Source organism: Arthrobacter sp. 2762 (genome assembly GCF_040548745.1).
Lineage (GTDB): Bacteria > Actinomycetota > Actinomycetes > Actinomycetales > Micrococcaceae > Arthrobacter.
This window is the reverse complement of record NZ_JBEPSI010000004.1, coordinates 356,588-380,071: the sequence shown is the minus strand read 5'-3', so window position 1 is coordinate 380,071 and position 23,484 is coordinate 356,588. Positions and strand designations below refer to the sequence as shown.

Below are 23,484 nucleotides of genomic sequence, written 5' to 3'. Positions count from 1 at the left end.
CAAAGCTATGCTCCGACACCGAGCCGTTGGCTGATGACGGTGGACACCCCGTCGCCACGCATCGTGACGCCGTAGAGGGCATCGGCCACTTCCATGGTGCGCTTCTGGTGCGTGATGACGATCAACTGGCTGGACTCCCGAAGCTCTTCGAAGATCGTGATGAGCCGGCCCAGGTTGGTGTCGTCCAAGGCCGCTTCCACTTCGTCCATGACGTAAAACGGCGACGGCCTGGCTTTGAAGATCGCCACCAGCAGTGCCACAGCGGTGAGTGACCGTTCGCCGCCGGAGAGCAGGGACAACCTCTTGATCTTCTTACCAGCCGGCCTGGCTTCCACCTCGATGCCAGTGGTCAGCATGTCGTTTGGATCCGTCAGGACCAGCCTGCCCTCGCCTCCTGGGAAGAGCCGTGCGAAGACGCGGTCAAACTGCGCTGAAGTATCGGCGAAGGCTTCGGTGAAGACCTGCTGGACGCGGTTATCCACTTCTTTGATGATGTCCAGCAAGTCCTTCCGGCTGGACTTGAGGTCCTCCAGTTGCGAGCTGAGGAACTGGTGGCGCTCCTCAAGGGCGGCAAACTCTTCCAGGGCCAGCGGGTTGACCTTTCCCAGTGCCGCCAGTTCCCGCTCAGCCTTTTTGAGCCTTTTCTCCTGCTCCGCCCGGTCGAAGGGAATTCCTTCAACGAGCGGTGCACCCGTTTCGTCCACCGGCGCACGGAGTTCCGCCCATTTGTCCGTGGTTGCGCCAGCCGGTTGTGGGACAGGTTGATCGGGGCCGTAATCTGCAACGAGCTGTTCGGCCGATAGTCCGAGTTCCTCGATGGAACGGGCCTCCAACGCCTCGATTCGAAGACGCTGTTGGGTCCTGGCCATCTCGTCCTTGTGCACAGAGTCGGTAAGTTCGGCGAGTTCCTTTGCCAGCGAATCGTTTCCGGAACGCACGCCGGACAGTTCCTTCTCCAGTTGCTCACGCGCATGCTCGGCAAGGTCGCGTTCATGGCCGGCGACATCCACGGAAATATCGATGAAGCGAAGCGCCTGCTCAATGGCAGACACCACTGCACCGGCACGCTGGGCTTGGGCGCGCCGCCTCTGCGCCCGGCGGGCGGCCTCTTCACGGGCCCGCCGCTCCGTAGCTGCTGCGCGTTCAAGGGAGGCCGCCCGGCCAGAGATGGCCCCCAATTGTTCTTCGGCCGTGCGCAGGGCGAGCCGGGCTTCCATTTCGTTCGAACGTGCCAACCTCGCCTGCGCCGCGAGCTCATCCCGATGATCCGTGGATGGTTCCTCGTCCGGAGCTTCCTGGGCGGCGGCGAGCCGCTCGGCCGCGACTTCAAGGTCCAACCGGGCTTCTGCAATGTTCGCTTCCGCACGCGCCAGCGAAGCCTCCAGGCGTTCGCTTTCACCCACCGCACTGCGAAGAAGTGAGTTCAAATGCCCCAAGCGCTCTGCCACGGCAGCAAGGCGGGCATCTGATTCATGCAGTCTTTCCAATGCTGCATCGGCCCGGTCCTGGGCTTCGGCGCGACGAGCTTCGGCGCCAGCCAGGGCGAACCGTCCCCGCTCCAAGCGTGCCGTAACCTCCTGAAGCCCGGCTACGGCGTCGTCCACTGCTGCCTGGATCTCCAACAGTGAAGGGGCCGTGGCTGAACCGCCCTGGGCCGTTAGCGACGTGAAGACGTCGCCTGCGAGGGTGACCACTTTAAGTTTGGGTTGGTCACCAATCAGCGCTGCCGCCGCTGCCGGATCATCGACGACGGCGATCCCGGCCAGGAGGGCCAGGGCACCTTGGGCAGATGGTTCCGTGACCTTGAGGACGTCCACCGCCCATCTGCAGCCAGCCGGGAGCTGTGAGGAGGATGCTACTTCAGTAGCCCCAGGCACAACGTCAGCCAAGAGCAGCGCGGCCCTGCCGGCGTCGTCCTCTTTCAACAGTTTGATCGCGGCGACGGCGACAGCGGAGTCCCCGACCACGAGCGCATCCGATACAGAGCCCAGCGCCGCTGCTATCGCGGCCTCATAACCGGGCTCAATGGCCAGCATCCCGGCGAGCGGCCCCAGAATGCCCTGGACACCGCCGGAGAGCAGGCGTTCCGAGCCGTCCTTGCGGTTCAGCCCCAAAAGGAGTGCATCGCGGCGGGCGATCAGGGCATCCCGTTGGCGAAGTGCTTCCCGTTCTGCGGACTTCAGCTCTTCGATCTCTGCCAGCACGGCGTCCAGGGCCTCAGTGGCATTCTCGTACTCGGCGTCAAGGCTCTCTTCGCCGTCTTCAACCCCTGCAACCTGGGATTCGAGTGCTGCGAATTCGCTCTGGGCGTGCCGCCGTCGCTCGTTGCCCGCGGCCAGTGATTCGCGGAGCCGACCGCGCTCGGCCTCCGCCGCTTCAGCCCGGGAGCGTGCGGCCGCGACCTGACCTGCGAGCCTGGCGAGTCCCTCACGACGGTCAGCAGCGGCCCTTAACATGGCCGTCAGCCGTTTGTCCTCGGCGGCTGCGAGCGCCTCCGCAGAATCCTTCGCAACTGTTGCTTCCAGGAGGGCAGCCTGCTTGGCCAGGATGTCGTGTTCCAGAACGGCTTGTTCTCCGCGGACCTTCGCCGCCTGGCGCTCCAACTGTTCGGGGTCGCGACCGGAGTCCGGCACCGCTTCTGAGGAGCCCAGAAGCCGACGACGCTCGGCTGCCAGGGAACCCAGCGAGCGGAGCCGCTCACGACTTGCCGACAGCTGGTACCAGTTCTCCCGTGCTGCGTTGAGCCGGGGGGTTGCTTCCGCTGCTTGCTGTTCCAATGCGGCTTGGCGTCGCCGGCCGTGGCCCAGTTCTGCCTCGACCACTTGGCGGCGTTCCTTGAGGGCGGCTTCGTCTGCGACGTCCTGTTCAAGGCTCGATATCAGTGCAACGAGGTCGTCGGCGAGGAGCCGGGCGCGGGCATCCCTGACATCGAACTGGACTGTTTGGGCGCGCCGGGCGATTTCTGCCTGCTTGCCCAAGGGTGTTAGTTGGCGCCGGATCTCTGCGGTGAGGTCGCCAAGACGGGCAAGGTTGGCCTGCATGGCTTCGAGCTTACGGACGGTTTTTTCCTTGCGGCGCCGGTGCTTGAGGATACCTGCGGCTTCCTCAATGAAACCGCGGCGGTCTTCAGGTGTCGCGTGCAGTACGCGGTCCAGCTGGCCTTGGCCCACTATCACGTGCATCTCGCGTCCCAGTCCGGAATCGGACAAAAGCTCCTGGATGTCCAGGAGCCGGCAAGGCGCACCGTTGATGGCGTATTCGGAGCCTCCCGTCCGGAACAGTGTCCGGGAAATCGTGACTTCGCTGTACTCAATGGGAAGCGCGTTGTCCGCGTTGTCGATGGTCAGGGAAACGTGGGCGCGTCCCAAAGGAGGCCTGCCGGACGTGCCGGCAAAGATGACATCTTCCATCTTTCCACCGCGCAGCGTCTTGGCGCCTTGCTCCCCCATGACCCACGCCAAGGCATCCACGACGTTGGACTTACCCGAGCCGTTCGGACCGACCACTGCGGTGACGCCGGGCTCGAAGTCGAACGTCGTGGCCGACGCAAACGACTTGAATCCGCGGACAGTCAGACTTTTCAAATGCAAGGCGGTTCGGTTCTCCTGGGTGGCCTGTTGTCAGCCCTTGGGGGCGGCTTTATCTCCCTAAATCTACTGCCGTTTGGCCGAAATCCATGGATCTGCAACGGGAAAGCCTTGCGGCAGGGATGCCGCGCCCCTACACTCCTGCCAAGGGTTACTTGGCGGATTCGCTCCGGTGATCCGGCTTCGACCTGAAGGTCCCTCGGGTAAAGGCTGGATACGGTTCAGATATTCGGAAACGATCATCCAAGTGCAGAACCCGTATTCCATAACTGAAGATCTTGGTTTGACCCTGGCTGGGGAGCGGCAAGCAGGGACCGTGCGCTAGACGCGGACCCATATTCGCAATTGGCGTACCACTCCAGGAGTTCTGATGACCGGTCCTTCAGCTACCCGACCACAGCGGCTGTTCAAGGGCTTCTTCGTGCCCTTGCTCGTCGCGATGGTTGCATCCTTGCTGCCTTTCACGGCACCCGCGGCCACGGCGGCCGATCCCTGCAACCCGGTGGTGAATCCGATAGCTTGCGAAAATTCGAAACCGGGGAGCCCGCCTTCTGAATGGGACATCGTTGGTGCCGGTGACAGCAGCATCCAAGGGTTCGCCACCGCCATCAGCGTCAATGCCGGACAGCCCATCCAGTTCAAGGTCGATACATCAGCCCCCACCTATACGATTGCCATTTACCGCACAGGTTGGTATGGCGGCAACGGCGCCCGGAAGGTCGCCAATGTGACTCCGTCGGCCTTCCGACAAAACCAGCCCGCCTGCCGGACCGACGTCACAACTGAACTGTACGACTGCGGCACCTGGGCCGTATCGGCAACCTGGCAGGTCCCGGCAACCGCTGTATCAGGCGTCTACTTTGCGTTGCTGACGAGGCCGGACACAGACGATCAAAGCCACATTACGTTCATTGTCCGCAACGACGGCAACCACTCGAACGTTGTCTTCCAAACCTCGGATACCACGTGGCAGGCCTACAACAGCTACGGCGGAGCAGACTTCTATGAAGGGGCAGTCAACGGACGGGCCTACAAGATCAGTTACAACCGGCCAATGGCCAGCCGTAGCGGCCCGGACGGCCGGGACTTCTACTTCGCCAACGAGTACCCCATGGTGCGGTTCCTTGAACAGAACGGCTACGACGTCAGCTACATCAGCGGCCTCGATACGGACACCCGGGGCGCAGAGCTACTGAACCATAAAGTGTTCCTGTCTGTTGGCCACGACGAGTATTGGTCCGGCAACCAACGGGCCAACGTGACGGCCGCGCGTGACGCCGGCGTGAACCTGCAATTCCTTTCCGGAAACGAAATGTATTGGCGAACGCGCTTCGAACCATCCAGCGTGGACGGGGCCGCGGGTCGAACCCTGACCAGTTACAAGGAAACGTGGGCCAACGCAAAAATCGATCCGAGCCCCCAATGGACCGGTACGTGGCGTGATCCTCGTTTTGCATCCCAGGCCAACGGTGGAGGACTGCCGGAGAACGGGCTGACCGGCACCCTGTACATGTCTAATTTCACCGACCTGCCAGTGACGGTCTCCGCGCAGGAAGGCAAGACGCGGCTCTGGCGCAATACCTCGCTGGCTTCGCTCCCTGCCGGATCTTCCGCAGCCCTGGCTGCCCACACGGTGGGCTATGAATCGGACGAGGACCTCGACAACGGATTCCGTCCCGCCGGCCTGGTTCAACTTTCCACGACTGTTGGGAGCGTGTCGCAATACCTGCAGGACTTCGGCTCTACAGTAATGCCGGGCACAACAACACACCACGTGACGCTGTACAAGGCGGCCAGCGGAGCGCTGGTCTTTTCGGCCGGCAGCGTCCAATGGACGTGGGGCCTGGACCAGGAACACGACGGCAACGGCGCTCCAGCAGATGTCCGTATGCGGCAAGCACAAGTCAACCTGCTCGCCGACATGGGCGCACAGCCGGCAACGCTCGCAGCGGGTTTGGTGACCACCACAGCCAGCACCGACAAGACCGGCCCCACGGTCACCATTAACGCGCCCGCCAACGGCGCCACCATAGCCCAAGGCGCAAGTGTCACCGTCAACGGAACCGCTGCTGACGCAGGCGGCGTGGTTGCCGGCGTCGAGGTTTCAACCGACGGCGGAGCCACCTGGCACCCGGCCACCGGCAAGGCGACCTGGACCTATACCTACATCCAAAAAGGATTCGCAACGTCAACCATCCAAGTGCGGGCTGTCGACGACAGCGCCAACATCGGCTCCGTTGCCACCCGTAACCTCACCTTGAATGGCCCATACACGGTCTTCGGCCAGACTGTGCCGTCAGTTGTGGATTCGGGTGACGGCGGCGCTTACGAGATGGGACTGCGTTTCACGCCATCCGTGGACGGCTTCATCACCGGCGCAAGGTTCTACAAGAGCACGGCAAACACGGGCACACATACCGGTTCGCTGTGGAATTCTGCAGGTGCCCGCCTGGCCACGGCAACCTTCGCCAACGAGTCGGCCTCGGGATGGCAGACTGTGCTCTTCAGCCAGCCTGTGGCCGTAACTGCCGGGCAGAAATATACCGTCTCCTACTCGACTCCGAAGGGACACTACTCGACGAAGGACTACCAGTGGGCGTATTCCGGGTTCAACGATGCGCCTATGAAGGTGGCTGGCGGCTTCGGGGCTGAACCGGCGGGGGTTTACGCCGCAGTACAGAACTTCCCGACGTCCAGCTTCAATGGCGGCAACTACTTCGTGGACGCCATTTTCAGTACCGTGGACACCTCGCCATTGACGGTATCCGGACAAACACCGGTTCCATCCTCATCCAGTGTTTCCGTCTCCACCAAAGTCAGCGGTGTGTTCTCCAAGCCGGTTACAGCCGCCAGCGTCCAATTGACGCTGCGCTCCTCCTCAGGCCCGGTGGACGGCACCACCACCTACGATGCGGTGGCCAGGAAGGCGACCTTCACGCCAACGTCCCAACTGGCCTTCAGCACGCAGTACACCGCGACTCTCGCCGGAACAGACTCAGTTGGAGGCCAAGTGAGCTCCGGCGGCACCTGGACATTTACCACCGCTGCAACGGTCCCGGTTGCCGGTTCGTGCCCCTGCAGCCTCTACGATGACAGCGTCACTCCGGGGATCGCTGAGATCCAGGACGGTGTGCCGCTGACCCTGGGCGTGCGCTTCACGAGCGTTTCCGCCGGGCAAGTCAGTGGCGTGCGCTTCTACAAGTCTGCCGGCAACACCGGGACTCATACCGGTTCGCTGTACACAGCGGCCGGCCAACTGCTGGCAACGGTGACCTTCGCCAACGAAAGCAGCGCGGGCTGGCAGACGGCGATGTTCAGCCAACCCGTCCAAATGGCTGCGAACACTGAATACATCGCCGCCTACAAGTCAACGACGGGGGCTTACTCGGCTACCAGCAACGGCTTTGGCCCAGGCCTTAGCGTTGGGCCGCTGCGCACAGGTTCTGACGCCGGTGCGTACTCCTACAGCACCGATTTCCCAAGTTCGCGTTCGACAGCCAGCTATCTCGTGGACGTCGTCGTGATGGTCGATGCGCCCCCATTCACAGTGGGCGGCCAATCACCGCTGGCCAACGCCTCCAGTGTTCCCTTGAACACCACGGTGAGCGGTGTGTTGTCTGAAGCCGCTGTGGCTTCGAGCGTGAAGCTGGATGTTAAGACGTCCAGCGGCACGGCCGTAGCTGGAACGAGCACTTACGAGCAAACAACCCGCAAGGTCACGTTCACGCCGACTGCCGCGCTCGCCGCAGGAACCTCGTACACAGCGACGGTGACCGCCACAGCTAATTCCGGGACTCCCCTCACCACGGGAAGCACGTGGACTTTCACCACGGTCCCGGCTCCGCGGACGCCTGGCGTTTGCCCCTGCACGCTGTATCAGGACACGGAGACACCAACCACCGCCGAAGTGAACGACGGCGTATCCCTCGCCATGGGCGTCCGGTTCAGCAGTGATATTGCCGGGCAGGTGACGGGCATCCGTTTCTTCAAGTCCAGCGGCAACACTGGCACCCACACCGGTTCGTTGTACACCCTTAGCGGACAACTACTGGCCTCGGTCACGTTCACCAACGAGTCGAGTATGGGTTGGCAGACAGCAACCTTCAGCCAACCGGTCAGTATCCAGGCGGACACCGAGTACATCGCTGCGTACAAGGCGCCGACCGGCACGTATTCGTACACAGCTGCTGGATTCGGTGACGGGTTTGCCAGCGGTCCTTTGCGGGTGGTTACCGACTCCGGGGCTTACTCATATGGTGGCGACTTCCCCAATACGACATCCACAGCGAGCTACCTTGTAGATCTGGTGTTCACCCAGCCTGCACAGCCGCTGAGCGTGACCAGCCAAACCCCCGCCCCGGGGGCCACCGCGATACCCACTGACGTGAAGCCTTCCATCACTTTCTCGACCGCCATCAACCCAGGAGCGACATTCACCCTGACGGCAAACGGAACCTCGGTGGCTGGGTCGGCTGCATTGTCCGCTGACGCTGCAACCCTCACGTTCACCCCGGCTGCAGCCCTTCCCGCCAGCACCGTCATCACGGCCAACGTTTCCAACGTCTCCAGTCCACAAGGCCAGACCCTGCCGCCGACGTCGTGGCAGTTCACAACGGCGAGTGCAGCGGTTCAGCAGAGCACCATCTTCGGTTCCCTGGTCCCGCAAGTTGCTGCGTCATCGGAGTCGAAGTCGGTGGAACTGGGAACAGCCTTCACGGTTTCCCAATCCGGCACCGTGACGGGTATTCGCTTCTACAAGGGCACCGGCAACACTGGCACACACGTGGGCTCGCTTTGGAATTCTGCGGGCACCAGGCTGGCGCAGGTGACGTTCACCAACGAAACCTCCACCGGGTGGCAGACCGCCACCTTGTCGACACCGGTCACGCTGGGCACCGGCCAGACCTACGTCGTTTCCTACCGGGCGCCCAACGGCCACTACTCCTACACCCAGGGCTTCTTCAACTCGACCTGGACCAGCGGAGTGTTCACGGCCAGCGGACCAAATAACGGCCTTTACAGATATGGAAACGGCGGCGTGATGCCGGCGAACTCGTGGAATGCGACGAACTACTTCGTGGACGTCGTGTACTCCGTCACAACGGCCCAGGCACAGACCCAGACCCAGACGCAAGCCACGGCCTCCCCAACACCAACGCCTACTCCGACGGCTACCTCGACCACAACGGCAAGTCCCTCACCGAGTCCCTCGCCCACGTCCACGCAATCCGGCGGGGTCCTGTGCGGATTGCTGCAGATCTGCTGAGATTCGAGTCTCCTGAACTGCTGACGTCCGGCCCCCTTTGAACTCCTGGGCCGGACGTCAGCATTGTCATGGGTCCGACCGGACGGGGACGCCATGTGATATTCAACGGACCACGCTGGGCGACCACGCATGAGGGATAAACAGGCTTGGCTGTGACGCCGGATCGGTCGCCAGCTTCCAGATATTGCTGTCGCCTGGGATATTTTCGTCGGCCAATCCGTAAAGCACGTTTTGGTTGTCCAACCACTCGATTTGGTCATCCACGCTTCGCTTCTCCGAAAGAACAGTTTCCCGGCCCGTAGCCAAGTCAAGCAGTGCGACTTTCCAGTGCGCAGTCAACGGCCCGGCGTCGTTCTTTTTGTAGGCAATCCGTGTGCCGTCCGGTGAGATGGAAGGGCACTCGACGTTATCGTGGACGGCAGTCAGGGTCTTGGCCGACAAGCTGCCGCGAACAAGCCAGATACGCCCGGCGGAAGCCGCCGTGGCGTAGAAGACGTCGTTTTGCCCGGGCGCAAAGGTGACTCCCCAAATGTTTCTGTCCGTGGCCTGCAAGCGCTCGCCGTTGACTATCAGGGCAAAGTCCTCCAGATTCCCTGAACCACCTGAACCACCCGCAGTGAAGTTGATTTCAGTCGCGGTGGAGAACCCTGCAGTCGCATATGAATGGCCTGTGACGAAGACAGTGGTGGCAATCATGGACCCATCTGCACTGATCCGGGTCCGGCTCGGTATCCCCGGAACCGGCCACGCCCGCTGCTGCTGCCAATCGCGATTCAGGACGGCTGCTTCGAAAGCGGTCACGAGGCCACGATTCGTCTTGAGGCAAATTACCGTGGATTCGGTGCCGTAGACCCTGTCGCAGGCCTGCTCGCTGACGGCACGCGTACCGCTTGGAGAGGATAACGGCACGGTAGCAGCATTACCGTACCCCTGTCCGCCTGCCGTGTTCCGAAAAAGGACGAACGGAACATCCGGCAACGGCTGGCCGGCAGTGACCCCTACGGACGGGGCGGCCGTGCGGCTCTCCTCAAATCGCTGATAGGCGCCAACCGCATAAATACCCGCCGCAGCAAGCACAACTGCCGTTACCGCAAGGAGAATGCCCCACCGAAGCCTCCCGCCAGTGAAGGTAGCGCTCATTCGTTGCCCAGCTTGGGCCTGGCTCCAGGCAGGATGAAGACGACGGCCACCACGGCACATGTCAACAACGCTCCGGCTGCAACCATGGCTGTGGGGGCACCTACTGCGTACCAGAGAACGCCAAAACCGGCCGAGGCCGTCATCCTGCTCAACGCAACCACAGTCTGTGCAGAGGCGATGCCTGTGGCCAGCTTCCCTGGTGGAGTCAACTGGCTGGCCAGTGCCGCCAGCACACCGTCAGTGGCTGCGTAGAACCCGCCAAGCAGGATCAGGCAGCCCACGGTGCTCCATAGGCCACCGAAAGGCGCCGCCGCCAGGAAGTAGCAGGCAAGCAGCGCGATGTGGCCGCCCACGAAGACCGGCACCCTGCCCACCCGGTCGGCCAGCCGCCCCAGCGGAATCGCAAACGCGAGGAACACGATGTTGGTGCCGACGAAAAGCAACGGAAACCACTGCACGGCAAAGGAATCCCTGTCCTGCAGCACGAGGTAGATGAAACCGTCACCAATGGTCAGCAAGCCTAGGAGCCCAGCAGAGATCAGCAATTTGCCCAGGCCTGGCTCCCGCAGATGGCTCCACGAGAACGCGAAGAGTCGGCGTCGTTGCTTCCGGGAGTCGGTGGTTTGTTCGGTGCCGCCGTTGGCTTCCATCCCTTTGAGCCCATCCGCCCGCAGGTCCGGCACCAGCAGCCCTAGAACTGCAACGCCTATGACTGCAAAGGCCAGGGACACCACAAAAACGGTGCTGAAGCCATTGGGGATCATCAGCAGCACGAGGAAGGCAATCATTGGCCCCGCGGCCGCTCCGATGTTGTCCAACATCCTGTGCACGCCAAAGGATCGGGCAAGGTGTTCCGGTTGCGCTGAAACAGTGATGAGTGCATCACGTGGAGCCGTCCGAATACCTTTGCCGATCCTGTCACCGGTCACAATGGCTGCTACCGCCCAGAACCCTCCTGCGAACAGGAAACCTATCCTGGCAAGCATGGACAATCCGTAGCCGGCCAATGCGATGCGTTTCGGGTGTCCGCTGCGGTCCGCGGCCCAGCCGGCGGCGATCCTGACTATTGCACTTGCGCCCTGGTTAATGCCGTCGATGAATCCGAAGGCGATGGTCGACAGGCCCAGGAATCCTGTCACATACAGCGGGAGGATTGCCGTGACGGATTCTGATGACACATCCGTCACCATGCTGACCAGGCCTAGCCACAGGATGACGGGAGACAAACGAAACGGCACCTCGCTGGATGGTGCCGTCGTGGCTCCCCGGGGTTTTTCCCGTTTGCCACCGCTGCGATCCGAAAGTGAGATGTACACAGGTGCCCCTAGTCCACCGTCGCGTGCAGGCTGCCCAAAAGCTGGAAGCGCGAAACGCCGGTTCCGGTCACCGAAACTGACACCGTCACTGTGTCCGTGCCACGCACGAATCTTGCGGCTACAGCTCCGTCCGGCGCGGGCGCGTCCTCGGACCAGAAGCCTTGCGCGACCAGGGACTGGCGGAAGGCGCCCAGAACGTCCCCTTGGGACGTGCCCACGATTCCGTCCGCCGTCAACTGCAGGACGTTGCCTGAAGTGGAGATGCTGGTGGACCCTACCGTGGTCCCGGCTGGCATGGCCACAACGCTGCTGGGCCAGCCCTCCACCAGCGAGCCCTTCGCTGTGCCGGATTTCGGCAATGGACCAGTGATAAGTGGGGCAGGTGCAGACGGCACCGGGAGCCCAGTGGGTGTGGCTGTCACAGGAGGCAGGACCTCCAGCGGCTTGGCGGTTGTTCCGCCGTCGCCTGAACCGTTGCCCGAACCGTCCGGTGGGCTGCTTGTCGAACTGCCCGACGTCGGACTGCCGGAGGGAGGCGCACTGGCGTTGCCGGAAGAGTTGCCGTTCGAAGGCTCCCCGCCAGGACTCGGCGATACCGAACTCTGGGCCGTTGCCGGTCCGGGTTTCGAAGCCATCTGGTCCAGGACGAGAGCTACGGCAGCGATCAGTACGGCGAGGCAGATGCCCGCTATCAGCAGGCGCCGCGCCATCATGGCTTCCCCGGACTTGCCGCGCCACCGAGGAGCTCGTGGGCCTTCGCCTCAAGCCCGTCGTCGACGAAATCGTAAATGAACGATGCCAACCAGATCACCACGGTCGCGGCGATCCAACCTATGATGCCGTTGATGGTGAAACCGTTCGAAAAGCTGCTTGTCACCACAAGGATCGCCAAAGTGGCCAGCAGCCCCGCAGCCATCGTCAGGGATTTGCTAAGGACCCACGTACGCCTGTCTGCCCGCTGCGCGTGACGGCGGTGGAACAGGGCCAGGATCAAGGGCTTGACCAAAAGCGTGGCCGCCGTGAACACCACGACGGCCCAAAGAAACCCGGCTCCCAAACGGACCCCGGGAAGAACTGACGCCACCCACAACGTGATGGCGTTGAAAACCAATGCGATGGCGATCCGAACCGCCAAGCTTTTCATGGGGACAGTCTGCCATTGCGATCCGGATTCCGGAACAGTTTTAGCCCTACCAACGCCCGTTTCGCGGCCGTGGCTGACAAACCGGACACGTATAGGACGAACGGTTCATGAATTGCTCACGTTTGATGATGCTGTGCAAGCCTGCTGCCTCGCAACGGCTGCACAGCTCGCCTGCGCGTCCGTAGGCATTCAGAGAGCGGGCGAAGTATCCCGAATCGCCGTTGACGTTGACATACAAGGAGTCAAAGCTCGTGCCTCCGGCAGCCAACGCCGCATTCATGACCTCTTGTGCGGCCTTCACAAGTCGGGCGGCATCGCCGCGTCGAAATGTGTCAGTGGGCCTTGCGTAATGGAGGCGGGCCCGCCAGAGGGCCTCGTCCGCATAGATGTTGCCGATCCCGGAAATAACCGACTGGTCCAGCAACGCCCGCTTCAGGCCTGTTTTTCGGCTCTTGATCTTGCGGTAGAACGTGTCGAAGGAAAAGCAAGGGTCCAGCGGGTCCCTGGCAATGTGGGAGGCTTCCTCGGCGATCTCGGGCAGGGGCGTTTCCCCCAAACCTCCGGGGCCGCCGTCGGGAGTTGGCACCAGGGACGTCACGAACAGGCCACCGAAAATACGCTGGTCCACAAATCGCAGTTGCTCCGGCATGCCGTCCACCGGGCTAAGGCAGATTCTGACTTTGAGATGCTTCTCGTCAGGGACATGGGGGTCCTGCATCAGCAATTGTCCGCTCATCCCCAGATGAGCCATGAGCGCTACCTTGGGCAGCGTACCCTCAACGGAATCCAGGCTGTCCATGGCGAGCGGCATCCAGAGAAACTTACCGCGGCGGACGACGTCCATCACCGTGGCATGCTCAAGATTCCCGATGAAGTCCTCTGTGCCCAGGCCGTGCCTGCGGATGGAGCGGGAGTCAAGGACGTCAACCCCGGTGATGGTACGGCCACGGACCCAGCGGGCGAGGCCACGGCGGACCACTTCTACTTCGGGAAGTTCAGGCATTGGGTCTGTGGACTCGGCTTCAGGCGGAAGCGGGTCCGGCAGGAGCTTGGTCCAGGGCAGTCAGGGCACGCCAGGCGTCGGCGGCAGCTTCCTGCTCGGCTTCCTTCTTCGAATGGCCAGCGCCGCGACCATAAGGAGTCCCACCAATGTTCAGGACGGCCTCGAACGTACGCGCATGATCCGGGCCCGAGCCTTCCACGGCATAGTGGATTGCTCCGAGCTGGCGGCTGGCGGTCAGTTCCTGGATGCTCGTCTTCCAATCGGTACCGGCTCCAAGGGCGCCGGCGTCCTTCAGGAGCGGGCCCACAAGGCGCATCACCAGCTGGCGTGCCGTTTCGATGTCGTTGGAGAGGTACGTCGCGCCAATGAGCGCTTCCATCGTGTCCGCGAGGATCGAGGCCTTGTTCTTGCCGTCAGTGAGCTTCTCGCCCTGCCCGAGGTAGATGAACTCGCCCACGCCGAGCTCGCGGCCAATGCCAGCGAGGGCACGCGTACTCACGACGGCGGATCGCCGCTTTGCGAGCTCACCTTCAGGCAGCGCGGGGTTCTCGCGGTAGAGCGAATCGGTCACGGAGAACCCCAGGATGGAGTCGCCGAGGAACTCAAGACGTTCGTTGGTGGGAATCCCACCGTTCTCATATGCGTATGAGCGATGTGTCAGAGCAAGACGAAGCGTCTCGGTGTCAATGGAGACACCGAGACGCTTCAGAAGCTCTTCAGTTGAAGACATCCTTTGTCAGCCTATTGGGCAGATTAGGCGTCTGCTACCTTGCGGCCCTTGTATTCAAGGAACAGCGCGGTGCCGGCAGAGTCAGTGACGACCTTTGCCTGGTGCGGCAGGCTGTAAGTAACCTGACCGTTTTCGATGGTCTTGACCAAGTTGGGGGCAGTTGCCTTCCACTGGGCACGGCGGGCGCGTGTGTTTGCGCGAGACATTTTCCGCTTGGGAACAGCCACGGCTATCTCATTTCTCTCTTAGTCCAACACTTACTAATCAGTTTGCCGGTCAGTCTTAGCCAGATCAGCTAGGGCAGCCCAGCGAGGGTCAATGACCTCGTGGTGGTGCCCCGGCTCGTCTTCCAGGCGTGCTCCACATTCGGAGCAAAGGCCCTGGCAGTCTTCCCGGCACACCGGCTGGAACGGCAGCATAGTGACAACTGCGTCCCGCAACACCGGCTCAAGATCGATCAGATCGTGCTCGACTCGACGTTGCTCTTCATCGTCTTCTTCGTCCGAAAGCTCGACGCCTTCATAGAAGAAAAGTTCTTGCACATTGACTTCAAGGTCATACGCAAGGGGATCCAGGCATCGACCGCATTCGCCGGTTACTTCGACGATTACGGATCCTGATACCAGAATTCCTTCGTGTACGGCCTCAAGGCGAAGATCCAACTCGACATCCGAGCCTTCCTTCACGCCAATGAGCGCCACACCAAGGTCACTTGGCGCAGGTACATGTTCGTTGAGTGTCCGCATGGTCCCTGGACTGCGTCCAAGGTCCTTGACTACCAGCGCCAAGGGCGAACTTGCATCTCGCTTAATGAGAACTCCTGTAGAACATATGACCGACGTACCATCTTAGCCTGATCAAGCCTGAGGACTCAAACCGGCGCCGGGCGCGCGAAGAGCGCCACGGTTTCAGCTGGAATCCACCGCAAGAAGCTGCGAGGTACCTATCAAGACTACCCCCTTGCGGGAGGCTTACGTTCCAGACTCGCCAGCGAGGAGCCGCTTCAAAACAGATTTCGGTACGAAATCGGAAATGTCGCCGCCCAATACATTGACCTCTTTGATCAAGGTGGAGGAAAGGTGGAGGTAGTGCGCTTCTGCCGGCAGGAAGACAGTTTCGACGCCGGTAAGCTGACGATTCATGGTGGCCATCGGCAATTCGTAGTCAAAGTCCGAGGACGAGCGGAGGCCTTTGACAATTGCCGAAACACCCCGATGCCGGCAGTACTCGGCCAACAGTCCCTCCCCCATCGGCTCAACGATGATGCCACGCAAGGACGCCAAAGTCTCGCGGGCCATCTCCATCCGGTCTTCGAGGCTGAACCGGTACTTCTTGGCGTAATTGGTGGACACGGCCACGATGACTTCGTCAAACAGGCCAGCCGCCCGCGCGATGACTTCGAGATGTCCGTTGTGGATAGGGTCAAAGGATCCAGGGCATACCGCACGTCTCATGACACGAACCTACCCCATAGCTTCGCCGGGATACCATGGCTGACATGTCACCAGCAGGCAGCACTTTACCGCTCAACACAACGGCTCACGCCCCCGCGCCATGGCAGCGGGCCGCCACTGGCGCCAACCTGCTTTCCCCTGACGGAAACCTCGGAGTGACCATCTTCGAGGAGATGACCACCTTGGCAATCTCCTCCGGCGCCATCAACCTCGGACAGGGCTTCCCCGACGAGGACGGACCCGTGGAGATCAAAGCGGCAGCGCAGGCAGCCATCGCCGCAGGAGCCAACCAATACGCACCTGGCAAGGGCATCACGGAGTTACGCGAAGCCGTCGCGGAGCACCAGCTCCGGTTCTATGGACTCACTCCGGACCCGCAGACGGAAATCATCATCACCACTGGCGCCACGGAAGCCATCGCGGCCTCACTTCTGGCTTTCGTCCAACCCGGTGACGAAGTCCTGACCTTCGAACCGTTCTATGACTCCTACGGAGCCATCATCGGATTGGCAGGGGCACAACATGTCACTGCTCCCCTGACCGCTCCCGATTTCCTTCCGGACCTCTCCAGACTGGAAGAGGCCTTCAGCAGCCGCACCAAAGTGGTGCTCCTGAACAACCCACACAATCCCACCGGCGCCGTTTTTCCCCAAGAAGTCCTGGAAAAGGTGGTTGAGCTGGCCACAAAATACGGCGCCATCATTGTCAGCGACGAAGTCTACGAGCACCTCACCTTCGGTGTAACGCATATTCCGGTCGCTTCTTTGCCTGGGGCGGCGGAACGGACCCTCACAATCTCTTCTGCAGGAAAGACGTTCTCCTTCACTGGTTGGAAGATCGGCTGGCTTAGCGGCCCCCAGGACCTCGTTGCCGCAGTCCGCACCGTCAAACAGTTCCTGACATACAGCTCAGGCACGCCGTTCCAAGGCGCCATCGCCGTGGGACTTGCCCTTCCTGACACCTTCTATACAGGCATAGCCGAAACGCTGCGACACAAACGCGACATCCTCTCCGAGGGCCTTCGCGCTGCAGGATTCAATGTCTTTACGCCACGCGGTACCTACTTCGTCAACGTCGACACGGAACCCTTGGGCATCAAGGACTCCGTGGACCTGGCACGCCGGTTGCCCGCCCTGGTGGGTGTCGCTGCGATACCGGTTCCTGTTTTTTGCCATCCTGAAGGAGCGCAACGGACCCGCAGCCTGTTGCGTTTTGCCTTCTGCAAAAAAACCAGCGTCCTGGAAGAAGCGGCCGAACGACTGGCCGCGCTTAAGGACCTGCTCTGAGCCGCAACGACGCCGGCCGCAACGACGCCGGCCGTCATCACGCCACGCGTTTCCTGCGGACCACTGGGCAGCACGCCACTGTTGATGCCGATACGCTCATTGAAGGCAGTTACATCCTCAGCATCGGTGGCGCTGAACAATCCCACGTGAACGTGGCCAACCCCGCGGAGATCTTCTACGAATATCTTCGCAGGATCGGTCATGTGGTGGATCTGGCCGCAGAGCCCGGTGAGCCACTCTCCGTGCTCCATCTCGGCGCCGGTGCCCTGACATTGGCCCGTTACATCCAGGCCACACGTCCAGGTTCGGACCAATATGCAGTGGAACTCGAACGCGAATTACTGGACTTCGTCCTGCAAAAGCTGCCCATGCCGGAGGGCACGCGGCTGCACACGCACATAGGCGACGCACGCGAGGCGCTGGCCGAACTTCCCGCGGACGTCAGGTTCGACGTCGTCATCCTTGACATCTTCTCCGGGCCAGAAGCACCAGCCCACATCGCGTGCAGGGAGTTCTACGAAGAGGCCGCTGCCCGCTTGGGACCAAACGGCCTACTGATTGTGAACGTCGGCGATGAACCGGCGCTGACGTTGGTGCGAAGCCAGGTAGCAGCCCTCCGGCAGGCAATGGCGGACGTTATCGCATTTGCCGAGACGGGAATGTTCGCGGGGCGCTACCCCGGCAACATCATCCTGGTGGGCACCCGAACGCCATGGCCGGCAGCGTGGACCAGCGCACTGCTGTCCCGGGGCCCACACCCGGCAACAGTCCTCCATGGCGTGGACCTGGACAGAATTTCGGACTAGGAGGGTTCAGCGAACCATAGCTTGGTCTCGCCGTACTTCTTGTCAGCGAAACATTCCATCGCTTCAGGCCAGGCCGGTTCGGGACTCCTGGAGGACCTCTCCACCACCACAACCGCCCCTTCATCCAAGTGGGCCGATAATTTGGCCAGCACGGCACTCAACGCTGGTTCGTCCAGCGGATATGGCGGATCCAGGAACACCAGATCCCACACATCGCGTCCTGTGGCGCGCTCCAGGAAAGACTCCACCTTGGATCGATGGACTGAGACTTTCTTGCCGCCCAGGATTTGGTTGACCAAATCCGCGTTGCGCTGGCAGGCATCGCTGGCCTTGGCGTCGAATTCCACCAGATCCACGCTGCGGGCGCCCCGGCTGGCGCTCTCCACGCCCAGGGCTCCGGAACCGGCATAGAGATCCAGCACCCGGGAATCGTCGATGACAGCCAAAGACTCGAGCCGGGAAAACAGTGCTTCCTTGACACGGTCCGTAGTGGGCCGCGTTGCGGTCCCGGGCACGCTCGTGAGCGGATTGCCACCAGCAACGCCGGCAATAATCCGGCTCACAGCGCCTCTCCGTTGCCGGTGCCCGACCGTTTACCGCTGCGCGTAGCTGGGGATTCTCTAACCGCGTTCAAGGAACGCCTCCTTTTCAGGGTTCAAGTATTCATCAATGGTCGCGGCCAGGACCGGCTGCTGTTCCAGTGCCGGGTCCTGGGCCACCAGGGCCTGTGCGTCCGCGCGGGCTCGGGCAATCAGATCTTCATGCTCCAGGACACGCAGCAGCTTAAGCGTGGACCGCCCACCTGATTGTGAGGCGCCGAGGATATCGCCCTCCCGGCGGAGTTTCAGGTCTTCCTGGGAGAGCTCAAACCCGTCGGTGGTGGACGCAACAGCGTCCAGTCTGCGACGGCTCGGGTGCCCTGGCTCCAAAGTAGTGACGAGCAGGCAAGTCCCCGGCAGACCGCCACGGCCAACCCGGCCGCGTAGCTGGTGGAGTTGGGAAATACCAAAACGATCGGCGTCCAGGATGACCATCAGGGTGGCATTGTGAACATCGACACCCACCTCGATGACCGTGGTGGAGACCAGCACCTTGGTCTGGTTTGCCGCGAACGATGCCATGGTTTCGGTTTTAAGCAGGGGGTCCTGACGACCATGGAGGGGCGCCACGGGCACCCCGGCCAAGGACGGCTCCTGCACCAGGCTTTCGACGACGGCTGTCACCGAAGCGAGCTCGCGGGCCGGACCTTCTTCCGAGAGTTCGGCATCGCTTGGTTCCGCCTCTCCTGGGCTGAAGTCGCCGTCGTCATCGGACCCGATTTTGGGACATACAACGTAAACCTGATGACCGGCGTCGACTTCTTCCCGCGATCGTTTCCAGATTCGATCCGCCCAGCCCGGGTTCTCCGCAAGCCCCACAACATGAGTGGAAATGGGTGCCCGCCCAGCGGGGAGTTCATCGAGGATGGAGGTCTCAAGATCGCCGAACACGGTCATCGCCACTGTGCGGGGAATAGGCGTAGCAGTCATAACCAGCAGATGCGGCGGACGTTGGGCCTTGGAACGCAGGGCGTCACGTTGCTCCACGCCGAAGCGGTGCTGCTCGTCCACCACGATCAAGCCGAGGTCCTGAAAACTGGTTTTGTCGCTCAACAAAGCGTGGGTGCCGATCACGATGCCGGCGTTTCCTGAAGCGGCGTCCAGCATGGCCTGCTTTCGCCCGGCAGTGGGCATGGAACCAGTCAGCAGAGTCACCTGGACGCCAGCCTTGCCGGCATCGGCACCAAGCATGCCGGCACCACCGAACATATGATCGCGGGCCAGCGGACCGAGGGTCCTGCGGATGGAATCGACATGCTGTGCAGCCAAAACCTCAGTAGGCGCGAGGAGTGCCGCCTGTCCCCCCGCGTCAACCACCTGCAGCATCGCCCGCAGTGCCACAATCGTTTTGCCCGAACCGACCTCACCTTGCAGGAGCCGATTCATGGGGGTGTCCTGGCCAAGTTCCTCGGAAAGTGTCTTTCCCACCGCTGTCTGGCCGGCAGTGAGCGTGAAGGGCAGGTTCCGATCAAACTCTTCCAGCAGGCCGCCGCTGACCGGACGCCGTGCAGTGGCTTCCTCTGCAGCAAGCTGGGCTCGTCGTCGCGCCAAAGCCGCCTGCAGCACCAGCGCCTCCTGGTATCGGAACCGTTCCTGTGCCCGCTGCCAGTCCCTTGCCGTCTCCGGCGAATGGATCAGGCGGTACGCGTCAGCCACACTCAGCAGTCCGTCCCTGCGGACAATGAACTCCGGGAGGGGATCCGCCAGGGCATCGAGGTCCAGGGTTTCCAGCAACGCCGTAATCACCTTGTGGATGGACCAGCTTGTCAGCTTTGCCGTGGCGGGATAGACGGGAATCGGCATGGCTGCCAGCTTTTCGGGGTCCATGGAGCCGTCAGCATCCGGATCCTCATCCAGCAAGAGAAAGTCCGGATTAGTCAGGCCCAAAGCTCCCCCGTACCGGGTCACCTTGCCGGAAAACATTGCACGGCGTCCCGGGAGGAGCTCGGCCTTGGCCCGGAACCCATTGAAAAAACTGACTTTCAGGGTGCCGGGAACGTGGCTTCCACCAGCTTCATCGGTCACCACGACGTCCGTGATGGAACCCCGCCGGGCACGCATCTGACGGGTGCTGTTGGACAGGACCCGCGCAATGAGCGTGACTTCCTCATCCAGGGGGAGGTTGCTGATGGGAGTAAGTTCGCCCCGGCTCAAATACCTGCGCGGAAAGTAGTTCAGCAGCGCGCCTGTTGTCTTGAGGCCAAGGTGCTTGTCAATGACGGACGCCGAACGCTTGCCGATCCTGCGTTCCAGGGGCAGTTCCAGCTCAGTATTCATGCCGTGACTGGCCCGGGGTGCTGCTGGGTTCTGCAGTTTGTGTTGCTTCCTGGCCCCGCTGCCCGCCCTCAAAATCGCGGTGCCCGTCTTCAAAATCGCGCTGCCCGCCCTCAAAATCGCGGTGCCCGTCTTCAGAATCGCGGGGAAGGGCAAGCTGGCTGACGGCAATGTCAGTTGGCTCCCCCAGAGACCGGATCAGCGCCACAGCTGGCGCGGGATCACGTACGTGGACATGCACCCGCCAACGATAACTGGCCTCAGCCGTGGATTCGTCGTCGTCCGGATGGTGGCCTGTATTTCCAACCTGGCTCATGATGACGGAATCACCCATCTCATCCAGGCGTTGGCGCAGCACGGCCGCGTCCAAGGGCGAAAGGCTGATGGTACACATGACTTCCACGCCGTCGTCGGCCGGCATCTGCTGGTGGATGTGCGGATCCTGCAGCTGGTAGCCGTGGAGGCCATCAAGGAGCTCATCCTGCAGTTCTTCGCCGAGTACCGCGGAGCGGAGACAATCCAGCACCAGCAACATACCTACACCGCCGGCGTCCACCACATGCGCCGCCTGCAAGGGTGCGAGTTCATCTTCGGTGCGAACGACAGCTTGGAAGGCAGCTTCCACCACTGCGTCCAAAGCAAGGCCCAGTGCGTGGTTGCTGTCATCACCGTTCTGGGAAGAATCCGCCGCTTGGGCGGCATGGGCCGCTGCTTCAAGGACAGACAGCATGGTTCCGGATACCGGTTCGCTCAAGGCCGACCAGGCCCGGATCTGGGCCCTGTTGAGGGCCGTGGCCAGCAGCGGCGCACTCAGACGCGCTTTTCCGGCAAGCGGCTCCGCCGCAGCGCACAGGAAGACAGCAAAAAGGGTGCCGGAGTTGCCCCTTGCCTGTTCCATGGCGGCCTGACCAGCGCGTGACAGCACAGCACCGACGTCGTTACCGGTTTCGATAGCGTCAGGAGCGTTGCCAGCCAACGCGGACACAGCCGCGCGCGCGGTCAGATAAAGGTTGGTTCCAGTATCGCCGTCTGCGACGGGAAAGATGTTGATCGCGTTCAGGCGGTCGCTATGGTTGCCAAGGACCACCTCTGTCTTGCCGAGCCAACGTTTCATGGCGTGCGCATTCGCGGCGATCTTAGTCTGCAAAATGATCCCATCCCACGGTGTCAGCAGCTTGTCCGGCAATCCGGACGCCGCTGCCTTGAGACTGGACAACGGCCTGAACTGAGCCTATCGCAGTGAAGCCCTGCGGCAGCTGAATTCCCGCTGGGAACGTAGCCAGCAGTCCGTGGTCTTCTCCCCCGCCCAGAACCCACGCCATGGAATCCATGCGCAGCAAGGCAGCAGCTGGTTCCAACGGAAGTGCGTGGACCTTCAACGCAACAGCGTCAAAGTCCAGGATGACGTTGCTCGCCGCAGCGAGCCGGCCGCCGTCGCGCAGCAGCCCATCTGAAATGTCCATCATTGCTGTTACACCCGAACGTGCGGCAAGCGGCCCGGCAGCCAACGGCGGCAAGGGCCGGCATTGGCTATCCACCAGGGCACGCTGCTCACTCGAGAGGTCCGTTAAGGTGACTTCGCTTTCCAACAGCGCCAGACCGGCGGCAGCACGCCCCAGCGTGCCTGCCACTGCCACGACATCTCCCGGCTTCGCCCCGGAACGCAGTACGGGCGCCTCTCCAGCCAAAGTACCGACGACGGCGACAGTCACCGCAATCTCGCGCCCACGGCCCAGGTCTCCCCCCGCGACGGAGCAGTCCGGAACCCCCAGCCCGATGATTCCAGCGGTGAGGCCATCCGCAAAGTCCTCAACCCATTGAACTGGTGTGGCCGGCGGCATGGTCAGGCTCACCACCAGTGAGGTGGCCGTTCCGCCCATGGCGTTGATATCGCTAAGGTTCTGGGCCGCGGACTTCCACCCGACGTCGTATCCTGTGGTTCGATAGCCGTTGTTCCACTCCAGCCGGAAGTCCTGGTCCTGGGTCTGGGTATCGATGGAAATCAGTGTGCGGCCGTCCGTGGCGGCAACCAGGGCGGCGTCGTCGCCGGGACCCAGCAGGACGCTGGGGCTGCTGTTCAGGCGGGGGAAGATCAGGGCCAGGAGCTCGGACTCCGAGAGATCTGCGACTGTTGGACATTCTTCGCATGGCTGTTTTGGGGGCACGGCTCTACGCTATCGCGGGACACCGACAAAATATCGCCGGAGCCTGTGCCGGCCGCTCCATCGGCAATGTGACCCTCGCAACGGGTGCACCAACCGCACGCCAAGCGGCCGCGTGCGCGGGATAGGCTGGAGGGATGCACCGAAAGACCCTTCCGCGGACTGCCGTGGCTTTCAGCTTGGCCGCAGCGTCCCTCCTCGCAGTCTCAGCCTGCGCCGCCACTGTGGACGTCACAGCGGCAACCGACGCGGCCAATCCGGCCTGCGCACCCATGATGGTGGCGCTCCCGGACAAGATCGGCGATGCCGCACTCCGCAAGACCAACAGCCAGGCCACTGCTGCGTGGGGCGATCCTTCCCAGATCATCCTGCGTTGCGGTGTCAACGTCCCTGGACCCACCACTGACCGCTGCGTCAGCGTGAATGACATTGACTGGGTGATCAAAGAAGGCGATGGTGTCTACACCCTGACCACCTTCGGACGCGAGCCGGCAACGGAAATCCTCGTGGATCCGGTCAAATTGGAAGCCGCCAACATCAGCTCCGCCACAGTCCTCACCGAACTTGCGGCCGCTGCGGGCAAGATCAGAGCAACGCGCCACTGCGTTGGCCAGGAAGACCTGCAGAACCTGCCGACCAGCAAGTAGCGGGTGCTCAACCGGATAAACAGCAGCTGGTGTCGGTTGATCCTTCCAACCGAGACCAGCTGCTCTTGCT

At 62.1% G+C, this 23,484-nt stretch carries 18 protein-coding genes; 4 read left to right on the top strand and 14 right to left on the bottom strand.

The features are described 5' to 3' along the window. Positions 1–5 precede the first annotated feature (5 nt). Positions 6–3,590 (bottom strand): chromosome segregation protein SMC, encoded by a 3,585-nt coding sequence (smc, locus tag ABIE18_RS10275; protein ID WP_499722596.1) that lies wholly within the window; start codon positions 3,588–3,590, stop codon positions 6–8. A 367-nt stretch (positions 3,591–3,957) separates the two neighbouring features. Between smc and ABIE18_RS10270 the strand changes: the two genes are divergently transcribed. Further along, entirely contained in the window at positions 3,958–8,853 is a 4,896-nt protein-coding gene (locus ABIE18_RS10270; protein ID WP_499722595.1) for a DUF4082 domain-containing protein, read from the top strand. A 102-nt stretch (positions 8,854–8,955) separates the two neighbouring features. Here ABIE18_RS10270 and ABIE18_RS10265 read toward each other — a convergent pair whose 3' ends face one another. From ABIE18_RS10265 to coaD, 9 genes are all read right to left on the bottom strand, one after another. Next, a complete protein-coding gene (locus ABIE18_RS10265; RefSeq protein WP_499722593.1) occupies positions 8,956–9,993 on the bottom strand; it encodes a hypothetical protein in 1,038 nt (345 codons plus the stop codon). After that, positions 9,990–11,231 carry an MFS transporter gene (locus ABIE18_RS10260; protein ID WP_499722653.1) on the bottom strand — a complete coding sequence of 414 codons (1,242 nt, stop codon included), beginning with the start codon at positions 11,229–11,231 and terminating at the stop codon, positions 9,990–9,992. The genes ABIE18_RS10265 and ABIE18_RS10260 overlap by 4 nt, the downstream gene beginning before the upstream one ends. An 86-nt stretch (positions 11,232–11,317) precedes the next feature. Continuing rightward, entirely contained in the window at positions 11,318–12,019 is a 702-nt protein-coding gene (locus ABIE18_RS10255; protein ID WP_499722592.1) for a hypothetical protein, read from the bottom strand. Further along, positions 12,019–12,453 carry a hypothetical protein gene (locus tag ABIE18_RS10250; RefSeq protein WP_499722591.1) on the bottom strand — a complete coding sequence of 145 codons (435 nt, stop codon included), beginning with the start codon at positions 12,451–12,453 and terminating at the stop codon, positions 12,019–12,021. Before ABIE18_RS10250 ends, ABIE18_RS10255 begins: the two co-directional genes overlap by 1 nt. 46 nt (positions 12,454–12,499) lie before the next feature. Beyond that, the gene (mutM, locus tag ABIE18_RS10245; RefSeq protein ID WP_499722590.1) at positions 12,500–13,456 is read right to left on the bottom strand and encodes a bifunctional DNA-formamidopyrimidine glycosylase/DNA-(apurinic or apyrimidinic site) lyase; all 957 of its coding nucleotides are present in this window, start codon (positions 13,454–13,456) and stop codon (positions 12,500–12,502) included. A gap of 19 nt (positions 13,457–13,475) precedes the next feature. Beyond that, positions 13,476–14,186 carry a ribonuclease III gene (gene rnc, locus ABIE18_RS10240; protein ID WP_216923862.1) on the bottom strand — a complete coding sequence of 237 codons (711 nt, stop codon included), beginning with the start codon at positions 14,184–14,186 and terminating at the stop codon, positions 13,476–13,478. Positions 14,187–14,209: 23 nt separating this feature from the next. After that, positions 14,210–14,413 carry a 50S ribosomal protein L32 gene (gene rpmF, locus ABIE18_RS10235; protein ID WP_011775139.1) on the bottom strand — a complete coding sequence of 68 codons (204 nt, stop codon included), beginning with the start codon at positions 14,411–14,413 and terminating at the stop codon, positions 14,210–14,212. A gap of 33 nt (positions 14,414–14,446) precedes the next feature. Then, complete coding sequence (locus ABIE18_RS10230) at positions 14,447–14,974, bottom strand: YceD family protein (RefSeq protein ID WP_224090813.1); 528 nt, start codon at positions 14,972–14,974, stop codon at positions 14,447–14,449. Positions 14,975–15,157: 183 nt separating this feature from the next. After that, positions 15,158–15,640 carry a pantetheine-phosphate adenylyltransferase gene (gene coaD, locus ABIE18_RS10225; protein ID WP_431115543.1) on the bottom strand — a complete coding sequence of 161 codons (483 nt, stop codon included), beginning with the start codon at positions 15,638–15,640 and terminating at the stop codon, positions 15,158–15,160. A gap of 35 nt (positions 15,641–15,675) precedes the next feature. On the opposite strand from coaD, the gene ABIE18_RS10220 reads away from it, so the two are divergent. Together ABIE18_RS10220 and ABIE18_RS10215 are read left to right on the top strand one after the other, a co-directional pair. Further along, complete coding sequence (locus ABIE18_RS10220) at positions 15,676–16,926, top strand: aminotransferase class I/II-fold pyridoxal phosphate-dependent enzyme (protein ID WP_499722589.1); 1,251 nt, start codon at positions 15,676–15,678, stop codon at positions 16,924–16,926. Further along, positions 16,923–17,732, top strand: coding sequence for a spermidine synthase (locus tag ABIE18_RS10215; RefSeq protein WP_499722651.1), 810 nt, complete (start codon positions 16,923–16,925; stop codon positions 17,730–17,732). Before ABIE18_RS10220 ends, ABIE18_RS10215 begins: the two co-directional genes overlap by 4 nt. Here the strand turns inward: ABIE18_RS10215 and rsmD are convergent. From rsmD to thiL, 4 genes are read right to left on the bottom strand one after another with little or no spacing between them, the layout of a single operon-like run. Continuing rightward, on the bottom strand, positions 17,729–18,295 hold the full coding sequence (gene rsmD / locus ABIE18_RS10210) for a 16S rRNA (guanine(966)-N(2))-methyltransferase RsmD (RefSeq protein WP_499722587.1): 567 nt from the start codon (positions 18,293–18,295) through the stop codon (positions 17,729–17,731). The genes ABIE18_RS10215 and rsmD overlap by 4 nt on opposite strands. Positions 18,296–18,352: 57 nt before the next feature. Then, positions 18,353–20,608, bottom strand: coding sequence for an ATP-dependent DNA helicase RecG (locus tag ABIE18_RS10205; protein WP_499722585.1), 2,256 nt, complete (start codon positions 20,606–20,608; stop codon positions 18,353–18,355). Next, positions 20,598–21,719: a DAK2 domain-containing protein gene (locus ABIE18_RS10200; protein WP_499722584.1), complete on the bottom strand. Its 1,122-nt coding sequence runs from the start codon at positions 21,717–21,719 to the stop codon at positions 20,598–20,600. Before ABIE18_RS10200 ends, ABIE18_RS10205 begins: the two co-directional genes overlap by 11 nt. A gap of 22 nt (positions 21,720–21,741) precedes the next feature. Beyond that, entirely contained in the window at positions 21,742–22,770 is a 1,029-nt protein-coding gene (thiL, locus tag ABIE18_RS10195; protein WP_499722582.1) for a thiamine-phosphate kinase, read from the bottom strand. A gap of 134 nt (positions 22,771–22,904) precedes the next feature. On the opposite strand from thiL, the gene ABIE18_RS10190 reads away from it, so the two are divergent. After that, positions 22,905–23,414, top strand: a complete 510-nt coding sequence (locus ABIE18_RS10190; RefSeq protein ID WP_499722580.1) for a DUF3515 domain-containing protein — start codon at positions 22,905–22,907, stop codon at positions 23,412–23,414. Positions 23,415–23,484: the final 70 nt, after the last annotated feature.